This window comes from Arthrobacter sp. MMS18-M83, assembly GCF_026683955.1.
Lineage (GTDB): Bacteria > Actinomycetota > Actinomycetes > Actinomycetales > Micrococcaceae > Arthrobacter.
This window is the reverse complement of record NZ_CP113343.1, coordinates 375,694-401,518: the sequence shown is the minus strand read 5'-3', so window position 1 is coordinate 401,518 and position 25,825 is coordinate 375,694. Positions and strand designations below refer to the sequence as shown.

The 25,825-nt window shown below is 63.2% G+C and carries 26 protein-coding genes; 8 read left to right on the top strand and 18 right to left on the bottom strand.

What is annotated here, in order from left to right:
• Positions 1-178 precede the first annotated feature (178 nt).
• Complete coding sequence (locus OW521_RS01905; protein WP_268026104.1) at positions 179-937, bottom strand: tyrosine-protein phosphatase; 759 nt, start codon at positions 935-937, stop codon at positions 179-181.
• A 129-nt stretch (positions 938-1,066) separates the two neighbouring features.
• A complete protein-coding gene (locus OW521_RS01900) occupies positions 1,067-1,687 on the bottom strand; it encodes a TetR/AcrR family transcriptional regulator (protein ID WP_268022465.1) in 621 nt (206 codons plus the stop codon).
• Between OW521_RS01900 and OW521_RS01895 the strand changes: the two genes are divergently transcribed.
• From OW521_RS01895 to OW521_RS01865, 7 genes are all read left to right on the top strand, one after another.
• A complete protein-coding gene (locus OW521_RS01895) occupies positions 1,686-2,837 on the top strand; it encodes a phosphotransferase family protein (protein ID WP_268022464.1) in 1,152 nt (383 codons plus the stop codon). The genes OW521_RS01900 and OW521_RS01895 overlap by 2 nt on opposite strands.
• Position 2,838: 1 nt before the next feature.
• Complete coding sequence (locus OW521_RS01890) at positions 2,839-3,603, top strand: SDR family NAD(P)-dependent oxidoreductase (protein WP_268022462.1); 765 nt, start codon at positions 2,839-2,841, stop codon at positions 3,601-3,603.
• A 55-nt stretch (positions 3,604-3,658) separates the two neighbouring features.
• The gene (locus tag OW521_RS01885) at positions 3,659-4,945 is read left to right on the top strand and encodes an acyl-CoA dehydrogenase family protein (RefSeq protein ID WP_268022460.1); all 1,287 of its coding nucleotides are present in this window, start codon (positions 3,659-3,661) and stop codon (positions 4,943-4,945) included.
• 133 nt (positions 4,946-5,078) lie between these two features.
• Positions 5,079-6,554 (top strand): MFS transporter, encoded by a 1,476-nt coding sequence (locus tag OW521_RS01880; protein ID WP_268022458.1) that lies wholly within the window; start codon positions 5,079-5,081, stop codon positions 6,552-6,554.
• 161 nt (positions 6,555-6,715) lie between these two features.
• Entirely contained in the window at positions 6,716-7,936 is a 1,221-nt protein-coding gene (locus OW521_RS01875) for a CaiB/BaiF CoA transferase family protein (protein WP_268022456.1), read from the top strand.
• A 171-nt stretch (positions 7,937-8,107) separates the two neighbouring features.
• Positions 8,108-9,001 (top strand): NADPH:quinone oxidoreductase family protein, encoded by an 894-nt coding sequence (locus tag OW521_RS01870; RefSeq protein ID WP_268022454.1) that lies wholly within the window; start codon positions 8,108-8,110, stop codon positions 8,999-9,001.
• Between the two features lie 182 nt (positions 9,002-9,183).
• Entirely contained in the window at positions 9,184-9,948 is a 765-nt protein-coding gene (locus OW521_RS01865; protein ID WP_268022452.1) for an SDR family NAD(P)-dependent oxidoreductase, read from the top strand.
• A gap of 249 nt (positions 9,949-10,197) precedes the next feature.
• Here the strand turns inward: OW521_RS01865 and OW521_RS01860 are convergent, their stop codons facing one another.
• From OW521_RS01860 to OW521_RS01835, 6 genes are all read right to left on the bottom strand, one after another.
• A complete protein-coding gene (locus OW521_RS01860) occupies positions 10,198-10,383 on the bottom strand; it encodes a hypothetical protein (protein ID WP_268022451.1) in 186 nt (61 codons plus the stop codon).
• A gap of 72 nt (positions 10,384-10,455) precedes the next feature.
• Complete coding sequence (locus OW521_RS01855) at positions 10,456-11,403, bottom strand: cytochrome b/b6 domain-containing protein (protein WP_268022449.1); 948 nt, start codon at positions 11,401-11,403, stop codon at positions 10,456-10,458.
• A gap of 73 nt (positions 11,404-11,476) precedes the next feature.
• Positions 11,477-12,448 carry an electron transfer flavoprotein subunit alpha/FixB family protein gene (locus tag OW521_RS01850; RefSeq protein ID WP_268022447.1) on the bottom strand — a complete coding sequence of 324 codons (972 nt, stop codon included), beginning with the start codon at positions 12,446-12,448 and terminating at the stop codon, positions 11,477-11,479.
• A gap of 13 nt (positions 12,449-12,461) precedes the next feature.
• Positions 12,462-13,244 (bottom strand): electron transfer flavoprotein subunit beta/FixA family protein, encoded by a 783-nt coding sequence (locus OW521_RS01845; protein ID WP_268022446.1) that lies wholly within the window; start codon positions 13,242-13,244, stop codon positions 12,462-12,464.
• Positions 13,245-13,332: 88 nt separating this feature from the next.
• Positions 13,333-14,211 (bottom strand): PaaI family thioesterase, encoded by an 879-nt coding sequence (locus tag OW521_RS01840; protein WP_268022444.1) that lies wholly within the window; start codon positions 14,209-14,211, stop codon positions 13,333-13,335.
• A 2-nt stretch (positions 14,212-14,213) separates the two neighbouring features.
• Positions 14,214-15,389, bottom strand: coding sequence for a thiolase family protein (locus OW521_RS01835; protein WP_268022442.1), 1,176 nt, complete (start codon positions 15,387-15,389; stop codon positions 14,214-14,216).
• Between the two features lie 148 nt (positions 15,390-15,537).
• Between OW521_RS01835 and OW521_RS01830 the strand changes: the two genes are divergently transcribed.
• Entirely contained in the window at positions 15,538-16,305 is a 768-nt protein-coding gene (locus tag OW521_RS01830; protein WP_268022441.1) for an SDR family NAD(P)-dependent oxidoreductase, read from the top strand.
• Positions 16,306-16,380: 75 nt separating this feature from the next.
• Here the strand turns inward: OW521_RS01830 and OW521_RS01825 are convergent, their stop codons facing one another.
• The 10 genes from OW521_RS01825 to OW521_RS01780 all read right to left on the bottom strand — a co-directional run bounded on the left by OW521_RS01825 (position 16,381) and on the right by OW521_RS01780 (position 25,751).
• Positions 16,381-17,202: a crotonase/enoyl-CoA hydratase family protein gene (locus OW521_RS01825; RefSeq protein WP_268022439.1), complete on the bottom strand. Its 822-nt coding sequence runs from the start codon at positions 17,200-17,202 to the stop codon at positions 16,381-16,383.
• A gap of 118 nt (positions 17,203-17,320) precedes the next feature.
• A complete protein-coding gene (locus OW521_RS01820) occupies positions 17,321-18,028 on the bottom strand; it encodes a TetR/AcrR family transcriptional regulator (RefSeq protein WP_268022437.1) in 708 nt (235 codons plus the stop codon).
• A 586-nt stretch (positions 18,029-18,614) separates the two neighbouring features.
• On the bottom strand, positions 18,615-18,944 hold the full coding sequence (locus OW521_RS01815; RefSeq protein WP_268022436.1) for a DUF4286 family protein: 330 nt from the start codon (positions 18,942-18,944) through the stop codon (positions 18,615-18,617).
• A 5-nt stretch (positions 18,945-18,949) separates the two neighbouring features.
• Entirely contained in the window at positions 18,950-19,969 is a 1,020-nt protein-coding gene (gene dmpG / locus OW521_RS01810; protein WP_268022435.1) for a 4-hydroxy-2-oxovalerate aldolase, read from the bottom strand.
• On the bottom strand, positions 19,966-20,940 hold the full coding sequence (locus tag OW521_RS01805) for an acetaldehyde dehydrogenase (acetylating) (protein ID WP_268022434.1): 975 nt from the start codon (positions 20,938-20,940) through the stop codon (positions 19,966-19,968). Before OW521_RS01805 ends, dmpG begins: the two co-directional genes overlap by 4 nt.
• Positions 20,941-20,992: 52 nt before the next feature.
• Positions 20,993-21,724 (bottom strand): ABC transporter ATP-binding protein, encoded by a 732-nt coding sequence (locus OW521_RS01800; RefSeq protein WP_268022432.1) that lies wholly within the window; start codon positions 21,722-21,724, stop codon positions 20,993-20,995.
• A complete protein-coding gene (locus OW521_RS01795) occupies positions 21,717-22,514 on the bottom strand; it encodes an ABC transporter ATP-binding protein (RefSeq protein WP_268022430.1) in 798 nt (265 codons plus the stop codon). The genes OW521_RS01800 and OW521_RS01795 overlap by 8 nt, the downstream gene beginning before the upstream one ends.
• The gene (locus OW521_RS01790; RefSeq protein ID WP_268022428.1) at positions 22,511-23,569 is read right to left on the bottom strand and encodes a branched-chain amino acid ABC transporter permease; all 1,059 of its coding nucleotides are present in this window, start codon (positions 23,567-23,569) and stop codon (positions 22,511-22,513) included. Before OW521_RS01790 ends, OW521_RS01795 begins: the two co-directional genes overlap by 4 nt.
• Position 23,570: 1 nt before the next feature.
• Complete coding sequence (locus OW521_RS01785; RefSeq protein ID WP_268022426.1) at positions 23,571-24,461, bottom strand: branched-chain amino acid ABC transporter permease; 891 nt, start codon at positions 24,459-24,461, stop codon at positions 23,571-23,573.
• A 24-nt stretch (positions 24,462-24,485) separates the two neighbouring features.
• The gene (locus OW521_RS01780) at positions 24,486-25,751 is read right to left on the bottom strand and encodes an ABC transporter substrate-binding protein (RefSeq protein WP_268022424.1); all 1,266 of its coding nucleotides are present in this window, start codon (positions 25,749-25,751) and stop codon (positions 24,486-24,488) included.
• Between the last annotated feature and the right edge of the window lie 74 nt (positions 25,752-25,825).

Below are 25,825 nucleotides of genomic sequence, written 5' to 3'. Positions count from 1 at the left end.
CGGAAGCCGTGACAGGTTGGTTCAACGAAAGGCTGCCCCGTGCGTCGGTCTGCCATCAGTCAAGCGCTGTTCCGTCCTCAAAGACGACCGTCGCGATGGCCCAGAGCACCGAGGCGATGTTGATCAACAGCGTTTGTGTCTCCGCTAATCAGTGACCTGGGTACTCCGATTATGGCCCTCATGGTTGCCCGATCAGCAGCCGCGATCGTAGCCTTTGGACGGTTGATTGGTCCAGTCCGGCGGCATGCATGGGTTCCAGAATGCTGCCGTGCCGTTGCCGCAACGTCGTGAGCATGGCCATAATGGTCTCTGCATGCGCGCCCATCCTGGCGCTACCCCGGCCCCCAAGCGCGAGCCGCTTGCCCGGCAGTGCGGCGAGGAGCGGACCCAGGACAACGGTCAGGCGCTCATGCAGGGCGTCCAGATTGTCGGTGGTCCGGACGTAGTCCGCGACTATGGTCTCATCCGATGCGCCGATGGCGCTCAGGAGCACGGCAGCCACGACGCCGGTCCGGTCCTTGCCGGCTGCACAGTGAAACAGGGTTGCGCCCCGGCTTGCGGAAATAATGTTCAGGACCAGGGCAATTTCTGCCGCCCGCTCTTCGACCAGAGCGGCATACCATCGGCCGAAGGCCTGCGCCCCGCTGGCTAGACTCATCGCCGAGCTGTCACCCGGTCTGGGTACAGCTACGTCGGCCGTTAACGGTATGTGGTGGTAAGAAACTGCTGAGAGTGTCCCCAGCGGCCCACGCCCGGTAAAGGACGCTTCCCGCGGGGACCGCAGGTCAATGACGGTACGCAACCCATTCCGATGGAGCACGGTTGCTTCATCGCCTGGGACGCAGGATACGTCGTCGGACCGCCAGGCCACCCCGTGTGCGGTGATTCCGCCCTCGACGGGCAGGCCCCCCAGGTCACGAAGATTCGTCAGTGCCATAGGTGCCGGCACGGTGTTTCCAACCGTTTTCATTGTGCTCCTGGCCATGGTTCTGTGGATTGTGCGGCTGAGCCGGGCCGGCTGTGATGTTATTCCGGATCGGGGTGCCGGTTCCTTTTCAACTGCGGCTCAGACGGCGAGTCCGCGCAGGCAGAAGGCCACGATGTGGGCGCTCTCGGCCTGGTCCGGTGCGGTCAGTGCACTCAGGTGCCGGCGGAGAGTGCCGGTGACAGCCTCCAGGATGACCTGCGCGTCCAGCTCTGGCTCCCGGCTGCCAGCTTGCCTGATCGGGTCCACCAACATCCCGCCGAGGGCGGTGAGTGGCCCGGACCCGTTGTCTGGCTGGCCGCCCCGATTGATTTGCCGGACGACTGCGGCACTTTGATGGGCTGCCGTCTGATCCGTCACCTGGGTCAGAATCCCTCGGATCCAAGCTGTGATCTGCTCCCGCGGATCCGACTCTTTTTCCATCTGGTGGACCAGATAGGTGTGCAGTCGCTGGATCCCGCGTTCAAAGACGGCATTCAGGAGTTCGTCCTTGCCTGCGAAGTACCGGTAGAAGGCTTGGTTCGAAATACCCGCCTCGGCAACGATATCCGCTACGCGCGGGGCCTCGGGCGCACACCGCTGCGCCACGCGGAGTGCGGCATCAAGAATCGACTCGACATCCCGCGTCGCTTCCTGCGTCTGTTTCGCTAGTGCACGATCCACTGCTGCCCGGACCGGAAAAGGTGCGTCATTCACTCTCATGAAGAACAGTCTACAGGGACATTCAGAAAGATATTCTTTAGAAGCAGATCTTGATTCTTTACAACGAGAATGTCATTCTGTCCTTATGACAACCAACGACTTGGAAACATCCGCCCCGCCGGCCGTGGAGCCGCAACGGCTCGCCCGCTGGATGAATGAACAGAACCTCCCCGGTGCAGGCGAAGTTCCGCATCTTTCTAGGCTTAGCGGCGGCTCGCAGAACGAGTTGTATCTGGTCACCCAGGGTGACCAGCGGGTCGTACTGCGCACCCCGCCGGCGGGATCGGATGCCAAACGCCACGATGGGCTGCGGCGGGAAATCGCGCTGCTGCGAGCCTTGAAGGGCACTGATGTCCCGCATGCGGAACTGGTGGCCGGCTGCGATGATGCCGATGTGCTGGGAGCTCCGTTCTACCTCATGAAGGAGATCGACGGATGGTCGCCCAGCGGATCTGAGGGCTGGCCGGCGTCGTTCAATTCGGACTCAAACGCCAAGGCACCTTTGGCCTTCGGCCTGGTTGAGGGTGCCGCGCTGCTGAGCCGGGTGGATTGGAAAGCACGTGGCCTCGCGGACTTCGGGCGGCCGGATGGGTTCCACGATCGGCAGGTTGACCGCTGGCTGGCCTTCTTGAAGAAATACCAGTTTCGTGAGCTGCCAGGGCTCGAGGAGACCTCGGAGTGGCTGCGCCGCAACCGTCCGCGGCAGTGGGAACCGGGCATCATGCACGGCGACTACCAGTTTGCCAACGTGATGTTCAGCAATCACATGCCGACCAGCCTGGCGGCCGTCATCGACTGGGAAATGACCACGATTGGCGACCCGCTGCTTGACCTGGGCTGGGCTTTGATGTCCTGGGGGCCGGAGGGCGATGACATGACCGCCTCCCGCTACCTGAACCTGGACGGGATGCCCGCGCGCGATGATCTCCTTGAACACTATGAGCGGATCAGCGGACGCTCCACCGAAGACATTGATTACTACGTGATATTGGCGCGGTGGAAGCTCGCCATTGTGCTGGAAATGAGTTACGCGCGTAACGCCTCAGACGGGACTGTCGATCCCAAATTCGAGAGCTTCGGCGCCATGATCCTGGAACTTATGCGCAAAGCGGCGGAACTGTCGCGGACGCTCACACCAAGAGGAAACTGACATGAGTTACGTAAATGAATTGTTCGACCTCACCGACAAGGTGGTGCTGGTTACCGGCGGAAGCCGCGGCCTGGGAAAAAAGATCGTCCTGGCCGCAGCCCGGGCGGGTGCGGACGTGGTGATCGCCAGCCGCAATCTCGAGACCTGCGAGCTGGTGGCCAAGGAGGTCAAGGAAACTACCGGGCGGCAGGCACTGGCCTACGGTGTGCATGTGGGACGCTGGGATGAGCTCGACGGTCTGGTCGATGCGGTATTTGAGCGCTTTGGCAAGATCGATGTGCTCATCAATAACGCAGGAATGTCTCCGCTCTATGGGGAACTTTCCGACGTCTCCGAGCGACTCTTCGACAGCGTGGTCAATCTGAACTTCAAGGGTCCGTTCCGGCTCTCCGCGCTGGTGGGGGAGCGCATGGTCAAGGCGGGCAGCGGATCGATCATCAACGTCAGTTCCAGCGGTTCTATCCGGTCGAGCAAAGGCATCATCCCGTATGCGGGAGCCAAGGCTGCGCTGAACTCGATGAGCGAGGGCCTCGCCCAGGCGTTCGGTCCCACTGTGCGCGTCAATACACTGATGTCCGGGACAATGCTGACCGACGTCTCCAAGGCCTGGGATATGGACGTATTCAACGCCACGATCCAGAAGACCACAGCGTTGCAGCGGGCCGGACAGCCGCACGAAATCGTTGGTGCGGCCCTGTATCTGGCATCCGATGCGTCCAGCTACACCACCGGGGCGACCATCCGGGTCGACGGCGGCCTGAAGTAGCCGGCTCCGGACTTTCTGTCAGTATTTCCTCACATTTCTCATTAGGAGCACCACTATGGCTTGGGATTTTTCCGTCGAACCCGAATTCCAGGAATTACTCGACTGGACCGATACCTTCATCAGGGAAAAGGTCTGGCCTGTGGACCTGCTCTGGCCGCATGACGTCTATCGGCCGATGACCGACCAGCAGCGGGCCATTGTCGACCCGCTCAAGCAGGCCGTGCGCGACCAGGGCCTGTGGGCCTGCCATCTAGGCCCCGAACTCGGCGGCAAGGGCTACGGCCAGCTCAAGCTTGGGCTGCTCAACGAGATCCTCGGCAAGTCCATCTGGGGTCCGCGGATCTTCGGCACCCAGGCCCCTGACACCGGCAACGCGGAAATCATCGCTCATTACGGCACGCCAGAGCAGAAAGCGGCGTACCTTCAGCCACTCCTCGACGGGGAGATTGTCTCCTGTTTTTCGATGACGGAACCACAGGGCGGGGCTGACCCCGGAATCTTCACCACAGAGGCTGTTCGTGACGGTTCCGATTGGGTCATCAGCGGGGAGAAGTTCTTCTCCTCGAATGCACGGTGGGCCTCCTTCTTCATCGTGATGGCAGTGACCGATCCTGAGGCCCCTGTCGTGAATCGGATGTCGATGTTCCTGGTCCCGGCCGAGACGCCAGGCATCGAGATTGTTCGCAATCTTGCCCATCTGGGCGAACCGGAGCATGACGGCTCCGAGGCCCTTGTTCGCTACGCCAACGTCCGCGTGCCTGCCTCCGCGCTCCTGGGCGAAAAGGGCAATGCCTTTGGTGTCGCCCAAACGCGGCTCGGCGGCGGGCGCATCCATCACGCGATGCGCACCGTGGGCAACGCCCAGCTGTGCCTGGACATGATGGCCGAGCGTGCCCTGTCACGCACCACCAAGGGTCAGACGCTCGCTGACAAACAGGCCGTGCAGGCCATGCTGGCCGACTCGTATATCGACATTGTCCAGTTCCGGCTGATGGTGATGTACACCGCTTGGCAGATCGATACGTACAACGACTACAAGCGGGTCCGTAAGGACATTTCCGCCATCAAGGTCCAGACACCGCGGGTCATGGAGGCCGTGGCTAAACGGGCGATCCAGATCCACGGCGCCCTGGGAGTCACCTACGACCTGCCGCTCACCCGCATGTTCTCCAGCGGGCTCATGCTTGCCCTGGCGGACGGACCGACCGAGGTGCACCAGATGACTGTCGCGCGCCAGCTCCTGCGCAGCTACAAGCCCGCGGAGGGAATGTGGCCCTCGATGCACATCCCGACGCGGCGCGCCGCAGCCGAGGCCGAATTGCTGTCCCCGGCCGCCGTCTGACCACCCGCCCCCAGGCACATGGTGATGATCCCGGGCCCTGGAAACTCGTAGCCAGCACCCGCATCAATGAAATATCTCCAGTTGTTTAGTTCACCGCAGCCGCTTTCACCGGCTCTCTTCGAACGGATATGCAATGAGTCTTCAACGTAGCAAGGAAAAGACCGGGGGAGCCGGCGCTAGTACCGGGCTCGTGGCGCTGGTGGGGGGGCTGGCGTTCTCCGAGTTCGGCAGTGCGTATATGCAGTCCGTGTACGGACCGCTGCTGAGCCAGTTGGGAGTCCGGCTTCAGGCAGATACTGCCCAACTGAACTGGATCAGTGCGAGCTATCTGCTCTCCTCTGTCATCCTCATCCCGGTGCTGTCCAAGCTCGGTGATCTCTACGGGCACAAGCGGATGGTGGTGATCTCGCTGGCCATCGTGACAGTCGGTGCGGTCATCGCGGCGTTCGCCGCCACCTTCCCCGTCTTCCTTGCCGCAATGTTGGTCCAGGGCGCCGTAGGGGCTTTGCTGCCGCTGGAGATGGCCATTATCCGGGATCGGACCGGGAAACATGCCACCAAGGGGATAGGGCTGCTCATTGGGTGCCTGGGTGCCGGCGGGGTGGCCGGTATTCTGCTCTCCGGGTATATGGGCACCTTCCTGGACCTGACCTGGGTGCTGCTGGCCCCGGGCGTGGTCGTGTTCATCTCGCTGGTACTCATTATCTTCACGGTCCCGGAGACGACGGTCCGCGGCGAGGGCCGCGTGGACTGGAAGGGTGCCGCCTTGCTGGCGATGGGCCTCGCGCTCACCCTCTACGCCATCATGAACGGCAACTCATGGGGCTGGCTCTCATCGGTCATCCTGGGCATGTTCATTGTCGGGATCGGATCCCTTATCGTCTTCGTCCAGGTCGAGAAGAGGGTCAGTCTGCCTCTTATCGATATCAGTCTGGTCACCCGCGGCGGGGTCGGCTATTTCCTGATCCTGATGCTCCTGTTCGGCGCCCAGCAGCTCGGGTCCGGACCGATCGCCTCATTGTTCGCGGCTTCCAAGCCCGCGAAAGTGGGGTACGGTTTCGGCCTTGATTCCCTCGGCGTGTCGCTCACGATTGTGCCGTGGGTGCTCATGTCGATGGTTGGCTCGTTCATTGGCTATCACCTGGTGCGCCGGTTCGGCCAGCTGACGACCCTCATCAGCTCGAACGTGCTGGTGGTGCTCAAATTCGCCCTGCTCATCGTGTTCTCCACCAATCTGCCCCTCTTTATCGCGGTCCAGGGCCTTGGCGGACTGGGGGTGGGAGTTTTCACCGCCGTGCTGCCGGCTATCGTGGTGCAACTGGCGCCCTTGAGTGCCTCGGGCATCGCCGGGGCGATGTACAACACGACCAGAACGCTGGCGGGTGCCGTCGGCGGATCCGTGTTCGCAGGGATCATGGGGGCCATGTTCGTCTCCGGCTCGAAGATCGCGAGCCTCGCGTCGTTCTACGTGATCTGGGGCATCTGCGGGGCGCTGAGTCTGGCTGTCGTGATCCTCCTGCCGTTCAGCAAGCGCTTCGGCACGCCGCGGACAATGCTTCCCGGGGACGCCGTCAACGAGCCGGACCTGGGCTTCGCGACGAAGAGCTAAGTTTGTTCGCCGGGTCCGGGCCGCCACTCCGGAACCGGCGGACAAACCGCAAACACGCCGTCCGCCGCAGCGTCGGCACGCAAAGGATGACGATATTGGTAGGTCCCGGAGGCGGGGCCGTTGTTGGCGCCCGGTTCCGGGGCAGAAGCTGAGGGATGGACATGGCAGGAATTTTGGATGGTGTCAGGGTCGTTGAACTGGCGTCATGGGCGTTCGTTCCGGCGGCAGGGGCAGCCCTGGCGGACTGGGGTGCGGATGTCATCAAGGTGGAGGACACACGGGCAGGGGATCCCGGACGAGCCCTGGTGATCTCCGGCCTGACCCGGGACAAGTCCAGGGTCGATGCCAACTACATGCTGGAGATCGGCAACCGCGGCAAGCGGAGCATCGGCTTGGACCTGAAGTCCGAAGCCGGTTTTGAGGTCCTGGCCGGACTGCTGAAGTCGGCTGATGTCTTCTTGACGAACTGGCTGCCAGGTCCGTTGGAACGTGCCAATCTGGCTCTGGATCAAGTCCGCGCGATCAACCCCAACATCATCGTGGCCCGCGGCACCGGCCAAGGCACCCGTGGACCGGACCGCAACAAAGGTGGCTACGACTCCTCCAGCTTTACGGCCCGCAGCGGTGTGTCCTACGCGCTGACTCCCCCCGACAGCGGTTTCCCGCTGAATCAGGGGCCGGCCTTCGGCGACCTGCCCAGTGGGCTGACCCTCGCCGGCGGCGTGCTTGGTGCGCTGTACAACCGCGAACGCACGGGCGAGGCGGCCACCGTGGATGTGTCGCTGATGGCGCAGGGCATGTGGACCATGGCCCCGGACATTGTCGCGGCCGATTTCTTCGGCATCGACATGATCCCTAAGGCGCTCCCAGGTTCAGCGATGAATCCTGTGGTCAATGCCTATCAGACAAAGGACAACCGCTGGGTCCAGCTGGTCTTCCTGCAGCCAGACAAGTTCTGGGCAGGATTCTGCGCCCGGATCGGCCGGCACGAGCTGGCCGACGATGACCGGTTCACCCCGGCCCAGCACCTCGTGGGGCACGCCGAGGAAGCGGTCAAGCTGCTGAGCGAGACCTTCGCCGCCGAGGATCTAGAGCACTGGGTTCAGTCCCTCCACGACGAACCGGGCGTGTGGTCCGTCATCGCCTCACCCCAGGGTGTCCTCTCCGATCCGCAGGCAGCAGCCAACGGTTACCTTGCATCGACGTCCGACGCAGCGGGCGAGGAATACCGCCTGGTCGCCCCGCCTATCCAATTCAACGAGTCGACGGCGACAATCGGCCGGGCACCCGAACACGGTGAGCACACCGAGGAGCTCCTGCTTGAGCTGGGCCTGAGCTGGACGGAGATCGCCGCCATGAAAGATGCCGGTGCCGTTCTCTGATCGCCGTCCTTTGCTGCCCCAACACGACCTTGAGGAGCCGCCGAAATGGCCACCTGCTTCCATCCTTCCCCTACCTTGATGTCCGCCGCACGGGTCCACCGCTACGGGAGCCCGGAAGTCATCAGAATCGATTCGATCGCGATCCCGAGGCCGGGCCCCGGTGAGGTGCTGGTGGCCATCCACGCCGCGGCCGTGAACTTTCCGGATGTCCTGTCAATTGCCGGGCGGTATCAGGTGAAGCAGCCGCTCCCGTTTATCCCCGGCCATGAGGGAGCCGGCATCGTCGTCGCACTGGGAAGCGGGGTCGAGGACGTCAGCGAGGGAGATCGCGTGGCGGTACTCGGCGCGCAAGCATTTTCCGAGTATGTCACCGTGGCCGCGGCCAGCACTGTCCCGATTCCCGAAGAAGTGAGCTTCGCCGAGGCCGCGGGAACCTGGGTTTGCCACCTCGGCGCCTATCACGCCTGCCGTTCGGCAGCGAACATCTCTCCGGGTGACAACGTTCTGGTGCTCGGCGCAGGCGGCGGCCTGGGGCTTGCGGCGGTGGAGATTGCCGCGTTGCTCGGCGCCAAGGTCATAGCGGCGGCGTCATCGCAGGACAAACTGGAGGCGGCCCGCCTGAAGGGGGCTGCAGCGACGGTGAACTACCGCGAAGGCGATCTGCGCGAAAAGGTGCGCGATGCGATCGGCCAGGGAAAGCTCGACGTCGTTCTTGACCCTGTCGGCGGACCCCATGCCGAGTCCGCCCTGCGGGAATTGGCCTGGGGCGGCCGTTTCATCACCCTGGGCTATGCCAGCGGTGAGATCCCGCGGATTCCCCTGAACCTTGTGCTGCTCAAAGGTGCCGAAGTGAAGGGGATGGAGATGCGCACTTTTGCCGCCCATGACCCGGTCTCCGCGGCGCGCGACCGCAAGGAATTCACTGCTCTCTGGAATGCCGGTCGGATCCGTCCGCTGATCCACCGGCGTTTCCCGCTCTCCCAGGCCGACGAGGCCTTGCGGAATGTGGAAAACCGGATGTCAGTTGGCAAAACGATCATTGATGTGGTGCACGAACAGCAATGAACCGCTGAGCATCGCGGCGGTCCGCAACACCGTGACCCGGCAGAGCGCCCCAATGCCAGGCGACGGAGTTTCAGCCCGGCCGCTCCTCCCGGAGGAGACAATCAGTTCCCGTCAGGTCACACCAACCATCACGGGCATGACCACTATGCCTTCCAGAAAGTGCGCAGAAAGAAGGAACAGAAATGAGCACCACACGTCTCGACGGTCGTCGCATCATCATTACCGGAGGTGCCAGCGGCATGGGCGAGGCACTCGTCCGCGCATTTCCCGCACTCGGGGGAAAGGTCGTCTCCCTTGATGTCGCCGAGGAATCCGGAACCCGGATCGCAGCGGAAGCCGGCGCCCGGTTCATCAAGGTGGATGTCACCAGCAAGCAATCCGTCGACGCAGCCTTCGACACCGGCGTCCAGGACCTCGGCGGGCTCGATGTCCTGGTCCACGCCGCCGGCATCGCCCCCTCGTCTCCGGCCGAAGACACCGGCGTCGAGCTGTGGAACCGGGTCCTGACGGTCAACTCGCTCGGAACCCTCCTGACCAACCAGGCTGCGTTCCGGGCGCTGAAGGACAAGGGAGGCGCCATCATCAATTTCGCCTCCGCGGCCGGTATCACAGGGCTTCGGAACAAAGCCGCCTACGCCGCCAGCAAGGGCGCCGTGGCGGCATTCAGCCGTACAATCGCCGCTGAATGGGCCCGCTACGGTATTACGGTCAATACGATCGCCCCCGCTATCTGGACCCCGATGTACGACAAGACCCGTTCCGAAATGACGCCTGAGCTGCTTGCCGCGCATGACGAGCAGCTCTCCAAAGCCATCCCGCTTGGTGGCCGGCTCGGCGACGCCATCAGAGACTTTGTCCCCGTCATGGCTTTCTACGCGTCCGAGGGTGCCGGCTTCGTAACAGGCCAGGTGATCTCCATCGACGGCGGCACACTCATGGTGCGCTGACCCCCAATCGCTTCTACGCAGACAAAGCGAGGTGCCCAGGACGCAGGATGTGGGTCTGTCAAGTTATGGGTTTAACTGATTTTCATCTCCGGCTGGTGGGCACGTGTTCGTCACAGATGATTCGGATGCGTTCAACGCCGCCTTGGTTTGACCAGCGTTCTCAGCCTGTCCCGGTGGGGTACAGACTCATGAGCGCCAAGGTAGGCGCGCTTGAGTACGGCCCGCTCGGTCTGGAAAGACTGCGGGCGTTCACTGCTCGCCGGGTTCCCGCTTGGTGATGGCGGAGCCGACCTTGGCGGAGGCAACGACGGCCAGCGCAACGGCAAGAACGGTCCCGGCGCTTCGATGACGACGCAGGCCTGGCGCCGGCGCAAATGATGGCAGCGCCGGTGCCGCGTCCTCGCCGCTGCAGATCTGGAATGGGGTGCTGATCATATTGGGACAGTCCTGGTGGCTGCCAGCGGTGCCAGCCACCAGGACAGCGGCTAGTCCGGGTCTGTCGATAACTCAGTTCTTGGTCACTGACCCGGTGAGGGAAGCGACCGGACGGAGGAAGAGCGGCCGGGCCAGTGTCCAGGCGAGGACCATTGTGACCAGTGAGCCTGCGAAGAACCAGAAGCCCACCCAGCTGTCCCCGTCCTGCACCCCGTACATATGGTTCAGGTTCCGAAGTGCCCCGGTTGCCATCACCAGGGTGACATGGACCAGGATGAAGGCGACGAAGTAGAGCATGACCGGCAGGTGGATGGCCCGGGCCGCCTCGATCGGGTAGAGCTTGTTCAGCTTCTCGGCGTTCTTCGGCCAGGCCCCCGACATGCGCAGGCCGGTGACCAAAGCCAGCGGGGCGGCGATGAAGACCGTCGTGAAGTACGCGAGTAGCTGGAGGCTGTTGTAGCTGACCCAGCCGTTCTCGACCGGCCAGTCCAGAGAGGCGTACTGGAGCGCGGCAGAGAGGGCATTGGGGAATACATCCCAGCTGGTCGGGACTAGTCTCATCCACTGCCCGGTCGCGAAGATCAGGATGAAGAAGATAATCCCGTTGAGCACCCAGAGGGCGTCCAGGCTCAAGTGGAACCAGAGGTCCAAGCTGATCTTGACCGGGCTGCCCTTGGTTTTGATCAGGCCCTGGTTCTTTCGCGTCCATTGCGCAGGTGCCTTGCTCCTGGTGCGGACCAGCCATCCGGAGCGGATGATCAGCAGGATCAAGAATGAATTCATGAAGTGCTGCCAGGCCAGCCATGCCGGGAACCCAACCGGCGCGGTCGCCGGGAGGTGTGATTCCCCCGGGTAGTCAGTCAGGAACGACTGCACGGACGGCAGCTCGCGGAGCCAGCGGGCCGCGAGGACCAGTGCTACGAGCAGCACGAGAGCAGCGGGCACGATCCATACGAGTTTGGCCCACCTGTTTTTGGCGCGTGCCGGCGGTTTTGTCGCTGTGGACGTTGGTGACTGCATGTTTTCTCCACTAGATGATGGTAGGCGGTGAGGCGCCCGCCCCGGCCGGGCAGGGTCCGGCCGGGAATAGGACTTAGTTGGCGCGTGCCGCCATCGCTTCGATGAGCTGCGGTACTACGGTGAAAACGTCACCGACGACGCCGAAGTCGGCGATCTCAAAGATCGGGGCGTCGGCATCTTTGTTGATTGCGACAATCGTCTTCGCGGTCTGCATGCCCGCCCGGTGCTGGATGGCACCGGAAATCCCAAGAGCTACATATAGCTGCGGGGACACCGTCACGCCCGTCTGCCCTACCTGGGACGTCTGCGGGATGAAACCAGAGTCGACGGCGGCACGCGAGGCACCCACTGCTGCACCGAGCGCGTCGGCGAGCTGTTCGACGAGTACAAACTTCTCTTTCGAACCCAGGCCGCGGCCACCGGAGACAATCTTCGGGGCATCCCGCAGTTCCGGGCGGGTCGAGGTGGTGGTTGCGTCGTTGACGGCGTCGATCACAGCCGACTGGGTGGCATTCGTTGCCACGGATGTTGCGGTCACAGTTGGGGTCGCGGCGGGGGCTTGTCCCTCTATTGCACCCTGGCGGACCGTCACGATGGTCGGGCCGCCTTCAACGGCCGACTTCACCGTGTATGCGCCGCCGAAGACGGACTGAGTGGCGAGGATCTGTCCGGCGTCCAGCTGGACATCGACGGCGTCGACCACGAGTCCGGCGCGCAGCCGCACGGCCAGGCGGCCGGCGACGTCGCGGCCTTCAATCGAATTCGAGAGCAGTATGCCGGTCGGTGCCAGCTCGGCGGCGGCTGCGGTGAGCGCCTCAAGCTGTGCGGCGACCAGCAAGGTGCCGAGCTGGTCGCTTTCGGCGAGGTAGACCTGTTCGGCACCCAGGGCGCCGAGCTCGTCGACGAGCGAGTTGCCCGTGCCGGGTGCGGTGGCCACGACTGCCACCGGTCTGCCGAGCGCGGCCGCCGCGGTAAGCAGAGAGCGTGCGCTCCTCCTGATCTGGCCGGTGTTCGAGATCTCGATGAATGCAAGGATGTTTGACATGTCGGTTCCTCCCTTAGATCAGGCGGCCAGCGGCGAGGAACTCCGCGAGCTCGACGCCCGCGTTCCCCTCGTCGATGATCTTCTTGCCTGCGGTGCGCGCCGGGCGCTCGATGGTGGTTTTGATAACTGAACGCCCGACTCCGGCGAACGCCCGGGCCGGGTCGAGTCCGAGATCGGTGAGCGTCAGGACGGCCAGCGGCTTCCGCTTGGCAGTCATCATGCCCTTGAAATTCGGGAAGCGGGCTTCCGCAGCGCGTTCGGTTACAGAGATTACCGCGGGGAGGGGTGTATGCGCAGCCAGGCTGCCGCTTTCGGTGCCGCGTTCGCCGCTTATGACGTCCTCGTTGAAATCAACGGAATCGAGGAAGCTCAGGTGCGGCAGGTTCAAGTGCTCGGCCAGCATCACCGGGACCACGCCCCCGCGGCCGTCGGTGGACTCGTTGCCCGCAATGATCAAGTCATAGCCGGTTTTGGCCACGGCCGCGGCCAGCGCGATAGAGGTCCACCCCAAATCGGATCCGGTCAACTCGTCGTCGAGTACGTGGACCGCTGAGTCCGCGCCCATGGAGAGGGCCTTGCGCAGGGCTGCGGTCACGGACGCGGGGCCCATGGAGAGAGCAACAACTTCCGTGCCCTTGTTCTTGTCCTTGTAGCGCAAGGCTACTTCCAGGGCGCGCTCGTTGATTTCGTCGACGATGGTATCGCTCGCCTCACGGTCGAGCACACCGGTGCTCGGGGAAAGCTTTCGTTCTCCGTAGGTATCAGGCACCTGCTTCACAAGCACGATGATCTTCATTGAATCGCTCCTTTGGTCGTGTCTATTCCGAAGATGGAATAGGGGTTCATGCTGGGGAGGCTGATTGCCTCATACAGCTCTAGGGTTTTCAATTCCGAGACCGCCCCGGGGAATCTGCGGGCACCGATTTCCTGGTGAAGGACACCTGTGCTGAGGTGATGTGTTTGCCATCGGGCCTGAGCGTCTCAACCTTCACGAGCGCCAGTTTGCGCCCCTGTTGGATGCGCACCGCGCGTACCGACACGACTTCACCGAGTGGCGAGGGCCGAAGGTAGTTGATCCGAAGCGATGACGGTTGCCATGCGCCGCCGCCGCCGTCGAGGGCGCTTGAGGCGACGTACTCTGCAAGAACCGCCAGGATGCCGCCGTGCATGACCCCTCGGGGATTGGCCAGCCACGGGGATGACAGCACGCTCAAGGCCGCCCCCTGCGCCGTCACATGTGGCAGATGGGTGAAGACCTGCCGCATCGTCAGGCTGGGATCGGGTCTACCCGGATTGAGGTCAACCGCACCGCGGTAATCCTCAGCCATCTTTAGATACCGCCCGGCCAGTGTGGCGATAGCTACGATTCCGCCGTCGTTGGCTGCCTGCCCTCGGACGAGTCCACCGTCCTCATCCTTTTGGATTACGGACGCCGTAGCAGTCAAAGGACCCTCCAGCAGCGCGGCGTCCGCCACGAAATCGATGGACAGTTCAGAGGTTGCGAGTCCGGCCCGGGCCGAGGGCCGGCCGGTGAACAGAGGTGAGCTGAGCTCCAGGTCCAGCAGGACCGCCAGCGATCCGGGACGCAGGCTTCCGCCGTCATCCGTCATCCACGGACCTGGATTCATGCCGGTGCCGTGCTGCCCGTCGGCTGACGTGCGGGTGATTCCGAACAGGGACAGAGGAGAGTGTCCGGTCAGGCGTCCCGCGAATGATGCGCTGTCCTCTGTCGTCCCGGAGGCGGCTGATGCCAGGATGGACATCCTCAGACCTCGATGACCAGGGCACCGCCCATGCCGCCGCCGGCGCACATCGAAGCAACGGCGATGCCGCCGCCGCGCCGCTGCAGATCGCGGATCAGCGTATTGACCATGCGTGCGCCCGAGGCCGCGACCGGATGGCCGATGGAGCATCCGCTGCCGTGGATATTGACAATTGCGTCGTCGATGCCGAGTTCCTTGCAGGCTGCCAGCGGCACAGCGGCGAACGCCTCGTTGATTTCCCACACGTCGACGTCCTTTACTTCGAGCCCCGCCTTGGACAGGGCGCGGGGAATGGCGAGGACACCGCCCATGCCCATCAGTGCCGGGTCGACGCCCACCGCAGTCCAGGCCCGGATGGTGGCCAAGGGGCTGAGTCCTTCGTCCCTGGCCAGTTCTGCACTGGTAACGGCCACTGCCGCCGCGGCGTCGTTCACGCCGCTGGCGTTGCCGGCGGTAATGGAGAAGCCCTCGATTTCCGGATGGATGGGCCGCAGTGATGCGAGTTTCTCCAGCGACGACCCACGGCGGGGATGCTCATCCACCGAGAACTGGACCAGTTCGCCCCGCGCGTTCTTCACGGTGATAGGGAAGATCTCGTCCTCGAAATATCCCCCGTCGATGGCTTCGATGGCGCGTTGGTGCGAGCGGAAGGCCCATTCATCCATCTGGTTCCGGCTGAGGCCGACGTGCTGAGCCGTGTTCCATCCCACAGAGATGGACATGTCGTCAGCCGGAGCATTTTCCTGGAAGGGGTGGGTCACGGGCATCCACGGGTCCTGGAAGTGGTTGGTCGTCCCGGGCACCCGCTGGCGCAGCTTCGGGCTCAGGGAACTCGACTGCACGCCGCCGGCGATGATTGCGCTCTCCATTCCGGATTTGACCGATGCGGCGGCCGCACCTATGGCGGTGAGGCTGCCGGCGCAGTGGCGGTTGACGGCCTGGCCGGGTACCGACAACATGCCGGCCGCGACGGCGGCGTGGCGCGCCAGGACGCCTCCGCCGTACATGGACTCGGCGAAGATGACATCATCGAATCGCTGCGGGTCCAAGCCGGACCGGCGGACCGTCTCCTTAAGGACCGCGACAGCCAGTTCCTCCGCGGGAGTGTTGGCAAGGGTGCCTCTGTTTGCGGTGCCGACGGCGGTGCGCGCCGCTCCGACGATGACCGGGTTGCTCATGTCTTTTCACTCTTCCTCGTCGGGTCAACGCCGGATGATTGCCGTGACGCTGCACTGATGTTCTCGATGGATCGCTTGAAGTCTATACCGTAAACCCAACAGTAGGCTATATGGTAGGAAATGCACACACCAACTTGAAGGAGAGACTATGGATCTGACCGGAAGTTCGGCCCTCGTTACCGGCGGCGCTGGAGGATTTGGCGAAGCAACGGTGCGGCGCCTGGTCGAAAGAGGAGTCAAGGTCGTCATCGCCGATCTTGCTGACGAGAAGGGACAGGCGCTGGCGGAGGCGCTGGGCGACAAAGTCACCTACATCAAAACCGACGTCTGCAATGAGGAGTCTGTCGCCGCAGCGATCCAGGCTGCGAGCGAGCTGGGGCCGCTGCGGACAACGGTGATTGTCCATGGCGGGCCCGCGGCAGGTGCGCGGATTGTCAACCGCGAAGGAAAGACTTATTCACTGGATACTTTCAGGCGGACGGTGGAGATCTTCCTGACAGGTACATTCAACGTCTTGAGCCAAGCTGCAGCCGAAATGGCGAAGAATGATCCCCTCGATTCGAACCAGCGCGGCGTGATCATCACGACGGCGTCGATTGCCGGATATGAGGGACAGGTGGGCCAGAGCGATTACTCCGCGGCCAAGGGCGGGGTCATCGGCCTGAACCTGACCGCGGCCCGGGACCTGGCTCCGATCGGTGTGCGTGTCATGTGCATTGCTCCCGGAACATTCTTCACGCCCGCTTACAGAATGTCCGAAGAGGATGCGCACGCACGCTTTGCCGCCGGTATTCCGAACCCAAAGCGGCTGGGCCGGGCGGACGAATACGCCCAGCTGGCCCTGAACATTGCGGAGAACGACTACCTCAACGGTGAAGTCATCCGTATTGATGCCGGTTTGCGCTTCAATATCTAGCGGTCCAGGTGCGACAGGTTCGTGCTACCCGCCGAAGCCGCAACAGCTTTCGGCGGGCAGCACGAACTTTTTTGTTTAGCGGCCAGTCCACCGGGGAGCGCGCTTTTCGGCGAAGGCGCGGGGACCTTCTTTGGCGTCCTCGGAGCCCGAGGTGCGGGCGATTTCCTCGGAGGTCACGGCCCACCCGCTGGCGTCGGCAGTACTCCGGCTGTTTCCGTCGAGCCCCAGCGCGATCCGCTTATGGGCCCGAACCGACAGGGGGGCATTCGCCGCGATGGTCTGGGCAAGGGCCAAGGCAGCAGCGACTACATCTGCCGCCGGCACCACTTTGTTCACCAGATGCAGCTCAAGGGCCGCCTTGGCGTCGATCGGTTCCCCGGTCAGCAAGAGTTCCATGGCCACCAGCGGCGGGATCCGGCGCGGCAGGCGGAACGCGCCGCCGGCACCGGCCACCAGGCCGCGTTTTGCTTCGGGGAGTCCGAACGAAGCGGTATCGGCGGCGACTGCCAGATCAGCAGCGAGGACGATTTCCGTTCCGCCGCCGAGTGCGGCCCCATTGACGGCCGCAATGGTGGGTTTGCTGACCGGATGGTTCACAAAACCGGCAAGTCCCCAGTGTTCCCGGCCCGGGGGGAGGATTGCCTCGCCGCGGGTAATCGCCTTCAGGTCAGCCCCGGCGCAGAAGGCTTTGTCGCCTGCACCGGTGATGACGATGGCGCGAATGTCCGGGTCCTGCTCCGCTGCCTCCAAGGCCTCGCCGACACCAATACAGACTGCCTGGTTGACGGCATTGCGGGCATTGGGCCGGTTAATGGTGATCAGGCTGACCTGGCCGACTCGTTCAACGATGACGTCCTGCAAGATCTCGATGGTTTCGGTCGTTCCGGTACTGGTCATATCCACTCCTACTGATAGGTCTTACTGGGATGGTTTCCACATCATAACCGAAAGCCTTACAGTATGACCTACAAAAGTAGTTTCGATACCCTGAGGGACTGTCTGGGGAGGCGGATGCCTACTTCTCGGACTGAAGCTGCCGCTCGAACGTCTCCAGCATGGCCTCAATCCCGTATTCGAAGTTGTCGTCGCCGACCATGGACAGGGAGATGGACTCTTCTCCGACCAGCGTGGTCAGCAGCGGCATCTTTTCAGGTTCAAGGAGCTTGATCTGCCGGTCGTCCAGCGAGGGTGCATTGTTCATACGTTGGATCCGTTCGGAGATGATTATTCCCCGCGTGAAAATCGACAGGGCGCTGTAGAGGTTCCATGCCGTGAGCGGCGTGAATCCTGCCCGGACGAGCATCTCCAGTGCGTCCTCGACCCCCTGGTACGTCAGGTGTGTTGCCGGGAGAGAGTACGAGCGCGTCCGGACAAGCACCAAGTCTGAAATCGTGTCGTTCGCCAGGAAGACTTGCCGCATCCTGCGGAAATAACCTGCAAGATAGGCCCGCCATTGAGCGGGGTCCTCTGGTTCCGGCAATTGGCTGTGCACTGTTCGGATGGCCTGATCGCTCATGGTTTGGATCAGATCGTCCTTCTTGCGGAAGTACCAGTAAACGCTGGTTACGCCCACGCCGAGGTGGCGCGCGAGTTCCGGCATGCTGAGGTTGTCCAGCGAGTCGCGGTCGGCCACGGCAAAGGCACCCTTGATGATCTCCTCAGGGGTGATCGATCCGCGTTCGCGCCGCTGACGGACACCTGTCTTCACCGTGCTTTGGCTCATGTTTAACTCCTGAATCTTGCAACAGCCCCGCATGGGGCGGCCCGTATGTGCGCGCAGAACCTTATATTCCAGCCAGTCTAACAACAACCCGTAAGCGTTACTGTAATGAGCCGGGGGAGGCCTTGACCCCGCGCCGTCCGCACGAGGATGCGCCACAGATACGCGAGGCAGAATCGGACCTGCTGGTTTCAGATTCCGATATGTCTTGCTATGGTGGTTCGGCCTGCGCCGCGCGCCGCCGCGCGCCGCCGCGCGCCGCCGCGCGCCGCCGCGCGCCGCCGCGCGCCGCAGCGCGCCGCAGCGCGCCGCAGCGCGCAGCATTGCGACCGTTGCGCGGTCCTGCGGGCCGTCGCTGTCACCTCGTGCCTGCCGCACCATCGACCACCGCTAAGGACGCATCGTAGGGCGTGGTTGTGCGCCCGCAGTTCCCAGTGCCATTTTGTGGCCTGTTTCCATTGCTGAAGCAGGGTGCCGCTAGGACTTAACAGGTACATCGAGGACCAATCCTCGGTGACCGTCTTGTGCCCGGCCGTTCACGGTGATTCGCATCACCGTCCCAGAGGCCGGCACACGATTCACCGAATTCTTACGGCGCTACTATTCGATCGGTGATGGCCTTGTAGAGAACGAGGGAGCGGCTAGCGTCGAGAGTCTCGCTCATCTGCAGATACGGGATCGCCCGGCGGAGAGCGGCAGCGGCATCCGCTCCACTACCCTCAACCTCGTAGACCGCAGCATACCGGTAATCGGGCGCCGGTGCCGTCGTCGCTTTGGGGTCGAACTCGAACCGTTGGGCGGCGACGAAGCCGGGGATTTGCAGGATCTGCGGGATATGCACAGCGTCGTACCATTGGTTGAAGGCCTCATCTTCGCCGCTGACGGCGTTGGTCTGCACGAAGTAGATCGAGGTCGGCACCGCGGTCACCGGCCGGAATGCGCGAGGTCGAGGGCTACATCGACGATGAGGTCCTCCTGGCCGCCGACGTATCCCCTGCGGCCGACTTCGACGAGGATGTCGCGGGCGTCGAGGCTGTAGGCAGCGGCTGCCCGCTCCGCATGGCGCAGGAAGCTCGAATAGACCCCGGAGAAGCCAAGCGTGAGAGTCTCGCGATCGACCCGCACCGGGCGGTCCTGCAGCGGGCGCACGAGGTCTTCAGCAGCATCTTGAAGTGCGAAGACGTTGCAGCCGTGGTCCCAGCCGTAGAGGCCCGCGACGGCGGTGAACGCCTCGATCGGGCAGTTGCCCGCCCCAGCACCATGGGCCGCAAGCGAGGCATCCACCCGGTATGCGCCCTCCTCGATGGCCACGACCGAGTTGGCGACGGCGAGGGACAGGTTCTCATGAGCGTGGATGCCGATTTGGGTTCGCTCGTCTAGGACATTACGGTAGGCGCGCACCCGGGCCCGGACGCCATCCATGGTGAGGCGGCCGCCCGAGTCCGTCACGTAGACGCAGTGTGCCCCGTACGATTCCATCTTCTTTGCCTGGGCTGCAAGGTCGGCCGGTTCGCTCATGTGACTCATCATGAGGAAGCCGGAGACATCCATGCCGAGGTTCCGCGCAGCTTCGATGTGCTGGGCCGCTATGTCTGCTTCCGTCGCGTGCGTGGCGATGCGCACCGAAGCGACCCCGAGGCTGTGTGCACGCTTCAGGTCGTGAATTGTGCCGATGCCCGGCAGCAGCAGGGTGGTGAGCTTCGCGTTCTTGACGACGGATGCCGCGGCCGCGATCCACTCTTCGTCTGTATGGGCGGCCGGACCGTAGGTGAGGCTGGAGCCGCCGAGGCCGTCGCCATGGGCGATCTCGATCGCGTCGACCCCCGCCGCATCGAGCGCCGCGGCGATCTCCAGGACCTGGTCGACGGAGTAGCGGTGCTGGACGGCGTGCATGCCATCGCGCAGCGTAACGTCCTGGATATAGAGCTTGTGACTGTCGCTCATCGCACTGTCGCCTTTTCTGTTGAGATGGACACGGCGCCGGCCTGCTCGGCGATCCGCTCGCCGACGCGCAATGCCGCCGATGTCATGATGTCGAGGTTGCCCGCGTAGGACGGAAGATACGCGCCGGCGCCCTCCACTGCGAGGAAGACCGAGACTTGGGTGAGTGCCTCCGCGGGGATTCCGTCGACGAGCGTGTGCATCGGCGTTTCCGGCGCGAAATGTGCGAACTGAACGGTGTGCTTTAGACGGTAGCCAGGCACGTACTGGGCTACTTCTTCGGCCATCCGGGCAATCGACTTCGTCACCTGCTCCCGTACCGCATCGTCCGCGAGATCGATCAGTGCAAGCACCGTATCGCGCATGACTACCGGCGGGTCGGCCGGATTGAGAACGATGATCGCCTTGCCGCGCTTTGCGCCGCCGACACGCTCGATGGCGAGGCTCGTCGTCTCGGTGAACTCGTCTATGTTCGCGCGGGTGCCGGGGCCTGCGGACTTCGACGCGATGGTGGCGACGATCTCGGCGTAATGCACGGGTGTGACCATGGAGATGGCCGCGACGATCGGGATGGTGGCCTGCCCTCCGCACGTGACCATATTGACGTTCGGGGCGTCCAGGTTCTGTTCGAGGTTCACTGTGGGAATCGTGTACGGCCCGATCGCGGCCGGAGTCAGGTCCACCAGCCGCTTGCCATATGGTGCGAGCAACTCGGCGTTCGCGATGTGGGCCTGCGCAGACGTCGCGTCGAACACGATGGCGATGTCGTCAAAAGTGTCGAGTTCGAGGAGACCGGCGACGCCGGTCGACACTGTCGGGATGCCGAGACGATGGGCACGGAGCAGACCGTCAGATTCCGGGTCGATCCCCACGAGTGCGCCGACCTCGAGCGACTCTGAGTTGTGCATGACCTTGAACATCAGGTCTGTACCGATATTGCCGGAGCCGATAATGGCTATCTTGGTTTTCACCATGTTTCCTTACTGGGATGAGGAGGGGTTTGGACGCCCTGGCAGCAGCGAGCTGTCACAGGGCCGCGCTTCCGAGGAAAGAGCTGGATAGCGTCGGGTCTGCGAGCAGGTCACTTGCGAGCCCGGAGCGCGCGATCGCGCCGTTTTCGATGACGTAGGCGCGATCGGCTAGTTCGAGGCCTGCCACGACGTTTTGCTCGACGAGCAGCACGCTCACGCCCGACTGCCGAAGCGAAGCGATGACCTCGAACACCGTCTGCACCATGAGCGGTGAGAGGCCAAGTGAAGGCTCGTCGAGCAGTAGTACGGAGGGCGAACGCATCAGTGCTCGCGCAACGACGAGCAACTGCTGCTGCCCGCCGGAGAGAGAGCCTGCATCCTGCTTCGCACGCTCTTGCAGCAGCGGGAAGCGCTCCAGCGTCTCCTCGAGTCTGGCGTCGCGCTCGGACTTGGCGAGCCCGTACGCGCCGAGCAACAGGTTGTCTTCGACTTTCATTCCCGCGAAGACATGCCTGCCCTCTGGCACCAGGCTGATGCCCTTCCGCACGATCGCCTCGACGCTTGTCCCCCTGATCGACTGCCCGCGCAAACGGATGTCGCCGCCGCGCACTTTCAGCAGGCCGGCTATGGTCTTCATCAGGCTGGTCTTGCCTGCGCCGTTGGATCCGATAAGCGCCACGATCTCGCCGGCGCGGACATCGAGCGTCGCTCCATGCAGGATTTCCAGTTCGCCGTAGCCCGAAACGACGGAGTCGATCTCAAGGATGGTGTCGGCCGGCTCAGTCATCGTTTGTCGCTCTCTTGCCAAGGTATGCGGAGATGACGGCGTCATCCTGCTGCACCGCTGCCGGGGATCCGTGGGCGATTCGGGCACCGATGTCGAGAACGGTGACTTCGTCGGCCAAGGCCATCCCGAACTTCATGTCGTGCTCGATTAGCACGACTGTCATGTTTTCCGCGCGGAGGTCTTTCAGCACGGAAAAAAGGTTCGCGCGTGCGCTGACGCCAAGCCCTGCGGCCGGTTCGTCGAGCAGCACTACCTTCGGCTGGGTGGCGAAGGCTCGGATGATCTCGACCAGGCGGCGATCGCCGTAGGCGAGATCGGCGGGCATCGACGCAGCGTACTTCGCGAGGCCGAACCGGTCGAGCCATTCAAAGGCCTTTGCGTATTCCAGGTTCTCTTCTCGGTCCACGAATAGGCCGCTCATCGAGCGCAGTAGGCCGACCTTCATGTCGGCGTGCAGCGCCATGAGCACGTTTTCGGCCACTGTGAGGCTGTCGAACAGCTGCAGGTTCTGGAAGGTTCGCGCGAGGCCCTGCCGGGCGATGGTCCTAGCATGGTCGCCGGTCACGTCCCTGCCGAATAACGATACCTCGCCGTCGTCGGCAGGGATGAAGCCGCTGATGACGTTGAACAGCGTCGTCTTGCCGGCGCCGTTGGGCCCGATCAGAAAGTGCAGGCTGCCGGGGGCGACGGACATGTCGACTCCCCGAAGCACATGGTTTCCGCCGAAGCTCTTGGTGATCCCGCGGACGGTGAGTGCCGTGTCGACCTGCTGGGCTGCTGCAACGCTCATACAACGACCTTCTTCGCGTTTGGGCTGACTGCCGTGGTCTCGGGCTCGGCGGGGACGTCCGATCTGCGCTTGCGACGGGCGAGATAAAGGAGCTGGCGCCCCGTGATGACTATCTGGTCTGTGACGCCGTTCGGGGCGAAGATCATGACAACCACGAGGATCACACCGAAGATGACGAGTTCGATCGGCCCGGGAGCGCCGCCCGAGATCGCCGGGATCAGGAATTCATGCAGGCAAACGACGGCGATGGCGCCGATAGGTGCCCCCCACAGCGAGAGCATGCCGCCAAGCGACACCAGCACGAAGATCTGGATGAGGAGCTGGAAACCGAACAGATCGGGCGTTATTGCCGACAGATAGGTCGCGTAGAGGCTGCCGCCCACTGCACCGATCACGGATCCAATCACGAAGATCTGCAGCCTGCGCGCGCCGTGGTTTATGCCAAGGGACGACGTGGCGAGGTCGCTGTCTTTGATGGCCTCGAACTCGCGCCCAACGACGGAGTATCGCAGATTGATCCTGATCATGACCGCAAAGAGCAGAAAGCCCCAGATCAGATAGATCTGCGAAGGCAGTTCGGTGAAGGTGAAATCCCCGACGGCGAACGGCTGGATGCCGAACAGGCCGTTCTGGCCGCCGGTCACCGGCGTCCAGAACCCGGTGATATTGGTGATGGCGAGAGCAATGCAGAGTGTGGCGATCGCCAGGTACAGCGAACGCAGCCGCAGGATTGGCAGCCCGACTATGAGGGCTAGTGCCCCGCTCACGACAATGCCGGTAAGCATGCCGGCCCAGGCAGTGCCGCCGTGGACGGTCACGATCCCGGACGAGTATGCGCCGATGCCGATGAACGCCGCGTGTCCCATGTTGAGGATGCCGCCAGTGCCCATCGTCATCTGCAGGCCGATTCCGAAGATGGCGTAGAGGCCTATGGTGAGGATGACCGTCTGCGAGTACCCGTCGCCGAAGATGCGCGGGATAAGGGCCACCACCACGACAGCGCCAAGCCAGATGAAATGTTGGCGGCGCCGCTTGAGCATTAGCGGTGATTTCATCTCAGACCCCCTCAGCTGTCTTGATGCGCCGGTCACCGAGGATGCCGTTCGGGAGAACGAGTAGCACGAGCACTACTGCCAGCAGTGATATGCCCGTCTGCAGCCCGGTAGAGATAAGGGAGGCGATCGACTCGAGCAGCCCGAGCGCGATGCCGCCAACGATAGCGCCGGGAATGCTCCCGAAGCCGCCGATGACGGCCGCAGCGATACCCTTCACCCCGATGAGGCTTCCCGTCGCATAGGTCATGCCGATCACGGGGGCGAGCAGCAAGCCGCCGACCGCCGCCAGCGCTCCGGCTGCTCCGAACGCGATCAGCGAGACCAGCCGTACGTTGATCCCGGAGAGCCTGGCCATCATCGGATCGATCGATGACGCCCGGAGCGCCCGCCCGATCCCGGTGCGCTCCAGCACAACGTAGGTAACACCGAGGGCTACCAGCACGCCTCCCATGATCCAGATGGACTGCGACGTGATGGAGACGTTGAAGAGTGCCAGCGGGCGATCGGTCGGGGTGAAGTCGGGCGTATAGCGCGGATCGCTGCCCCAACCGAGCTGTGCGAGCCCCTGCATGATCTGGGAGAGACCAAGGGTGATCAGCAGGAGGGAGATGTTCGTTCCCCGTTTGATCGCCGGCCCGAGTGCGAATGCGTAGACGGCGCACCCAAGCAGGAAAACCAGCGCGATGGTGGCGGGGATGGCCGCGATGAGCGGCCATCCTGCACCTCGGAAGCTGATGATGAGCATGCCGCCGACCATCAGTAGCTCGCCCTGGGCGAAGTTCAGGATCCCGGTCACCCGGAATACCAGAACGAAGCCCATGGCCACGGCCGCATAGATCGCCCCTGTTGTCACGCCGGTGACGGCCAACTGGAGGAAGAATGCCAAGTCCATGAGAATGCTTACCTGTTCTTCCGGTTATTTCGGAATGGAGAGGGAGCCGTTGGCGCCGAAGACAACGACGCTGGCGATCTTCGCGTAGTCCTCGTACGTGGACCTGTGCTGGGTGTCACTGAAGACCATCGTGTTCTGCGCGCCTACGTAGTTCGTCTTCTCGAGCGCCTGCCTGATCTTGTCCGGGTCGGTCGACTTGGCACTCTCGATGGCCCTTGCGAGCACCTGGATGACGTCCCAGCCGCCGTGGGCGAAGTTGCTTAGGTTGGGCACACCCGCGACATCCGGGTACTTGGCGAACGCGTCGACGACCTTCTGTCGCTCTGCGTCATTCTCCTGACCGGTCTTGATAGCGGGGTAGGCATCGGCGAGGAGGATCTGCGTGTAGAAGTGCGGCTTCTCCGCCGTCGCACCCATCGCCTGGTAGAACGTACCGAGGGTGATCGCCGAACAATTTGCGACCGGCGTTGTGCCGAGGGCACCGAGCTGATCGAGCGCCTTCACTGCGAGGGTGTCAGTCGCCTGCAGCGCCGAGATGGAAATGACGTCGGGCTTGGCTGCCAGGAGCTGGTTCATCTGCGTCGTGAGGTTGGTCGAGTCACTGGCCCAGTCGACCGTTGTCAGCACCTGGACGTTGTTCTGTGCCGCCCATTTCTTGACGCCGGCTACGTAAGACTGAGGACCGGGATTGGTCTCCTCCCCGATGGCGATCGTCTTGACCTTGGTGCCGTTCTTAGCCTCGGCGGCCGCCACCGAGTTGATGCAGCCGTTACCGAGAGCCGAACCGTTGCCGGCGGCGCCGAAGCCCCACTTGGCGACGTTCGGGCCTTCCCAGATATCCCCGGTTGTCGAGGGACTTGCCATGAGAGGAATCTTGAGGGTCGTCGCCGTCTGCGCACCTACCACGGTGGAGTTCGAGCTGCCGGGCCCGGCAATCGCAACGACCTTTTCCTGCTGGACAAGCTTGCGGATGTTGAGTACCGACTGGTCAGGCGTCGACTTGTCGTCAAGCGGCACGAGTTCAATCTTGCGGCCGAGGACCTTTGCCTCCGAGTCGTTGATGGCCGCTACAGCCAGCTTGAATCCGGCGTATTCCTGAACGCCGGCGAAGGCGATCGGGCCGGTGAGGGATAGATCGACTCCGATCCTGATCGGCGAGGTGTCACTTGCAGTGGCCGAGCTTGTCGAGCTATTCGACCCACATGCCGTGAGTGCGAGGGTGATGCCCAGGGCGCTTGCCGTAATGACTGCGGCGCGTTGCACGCGAAGCTTCTTCCGGGTGAGGAGCATCTGTCTTTCCTTCCAGAGTTCAGGAGTGCGCCTCTTTGCCCACTCCTGTGTGCATCAGCTTCGCGGTGGGCTCG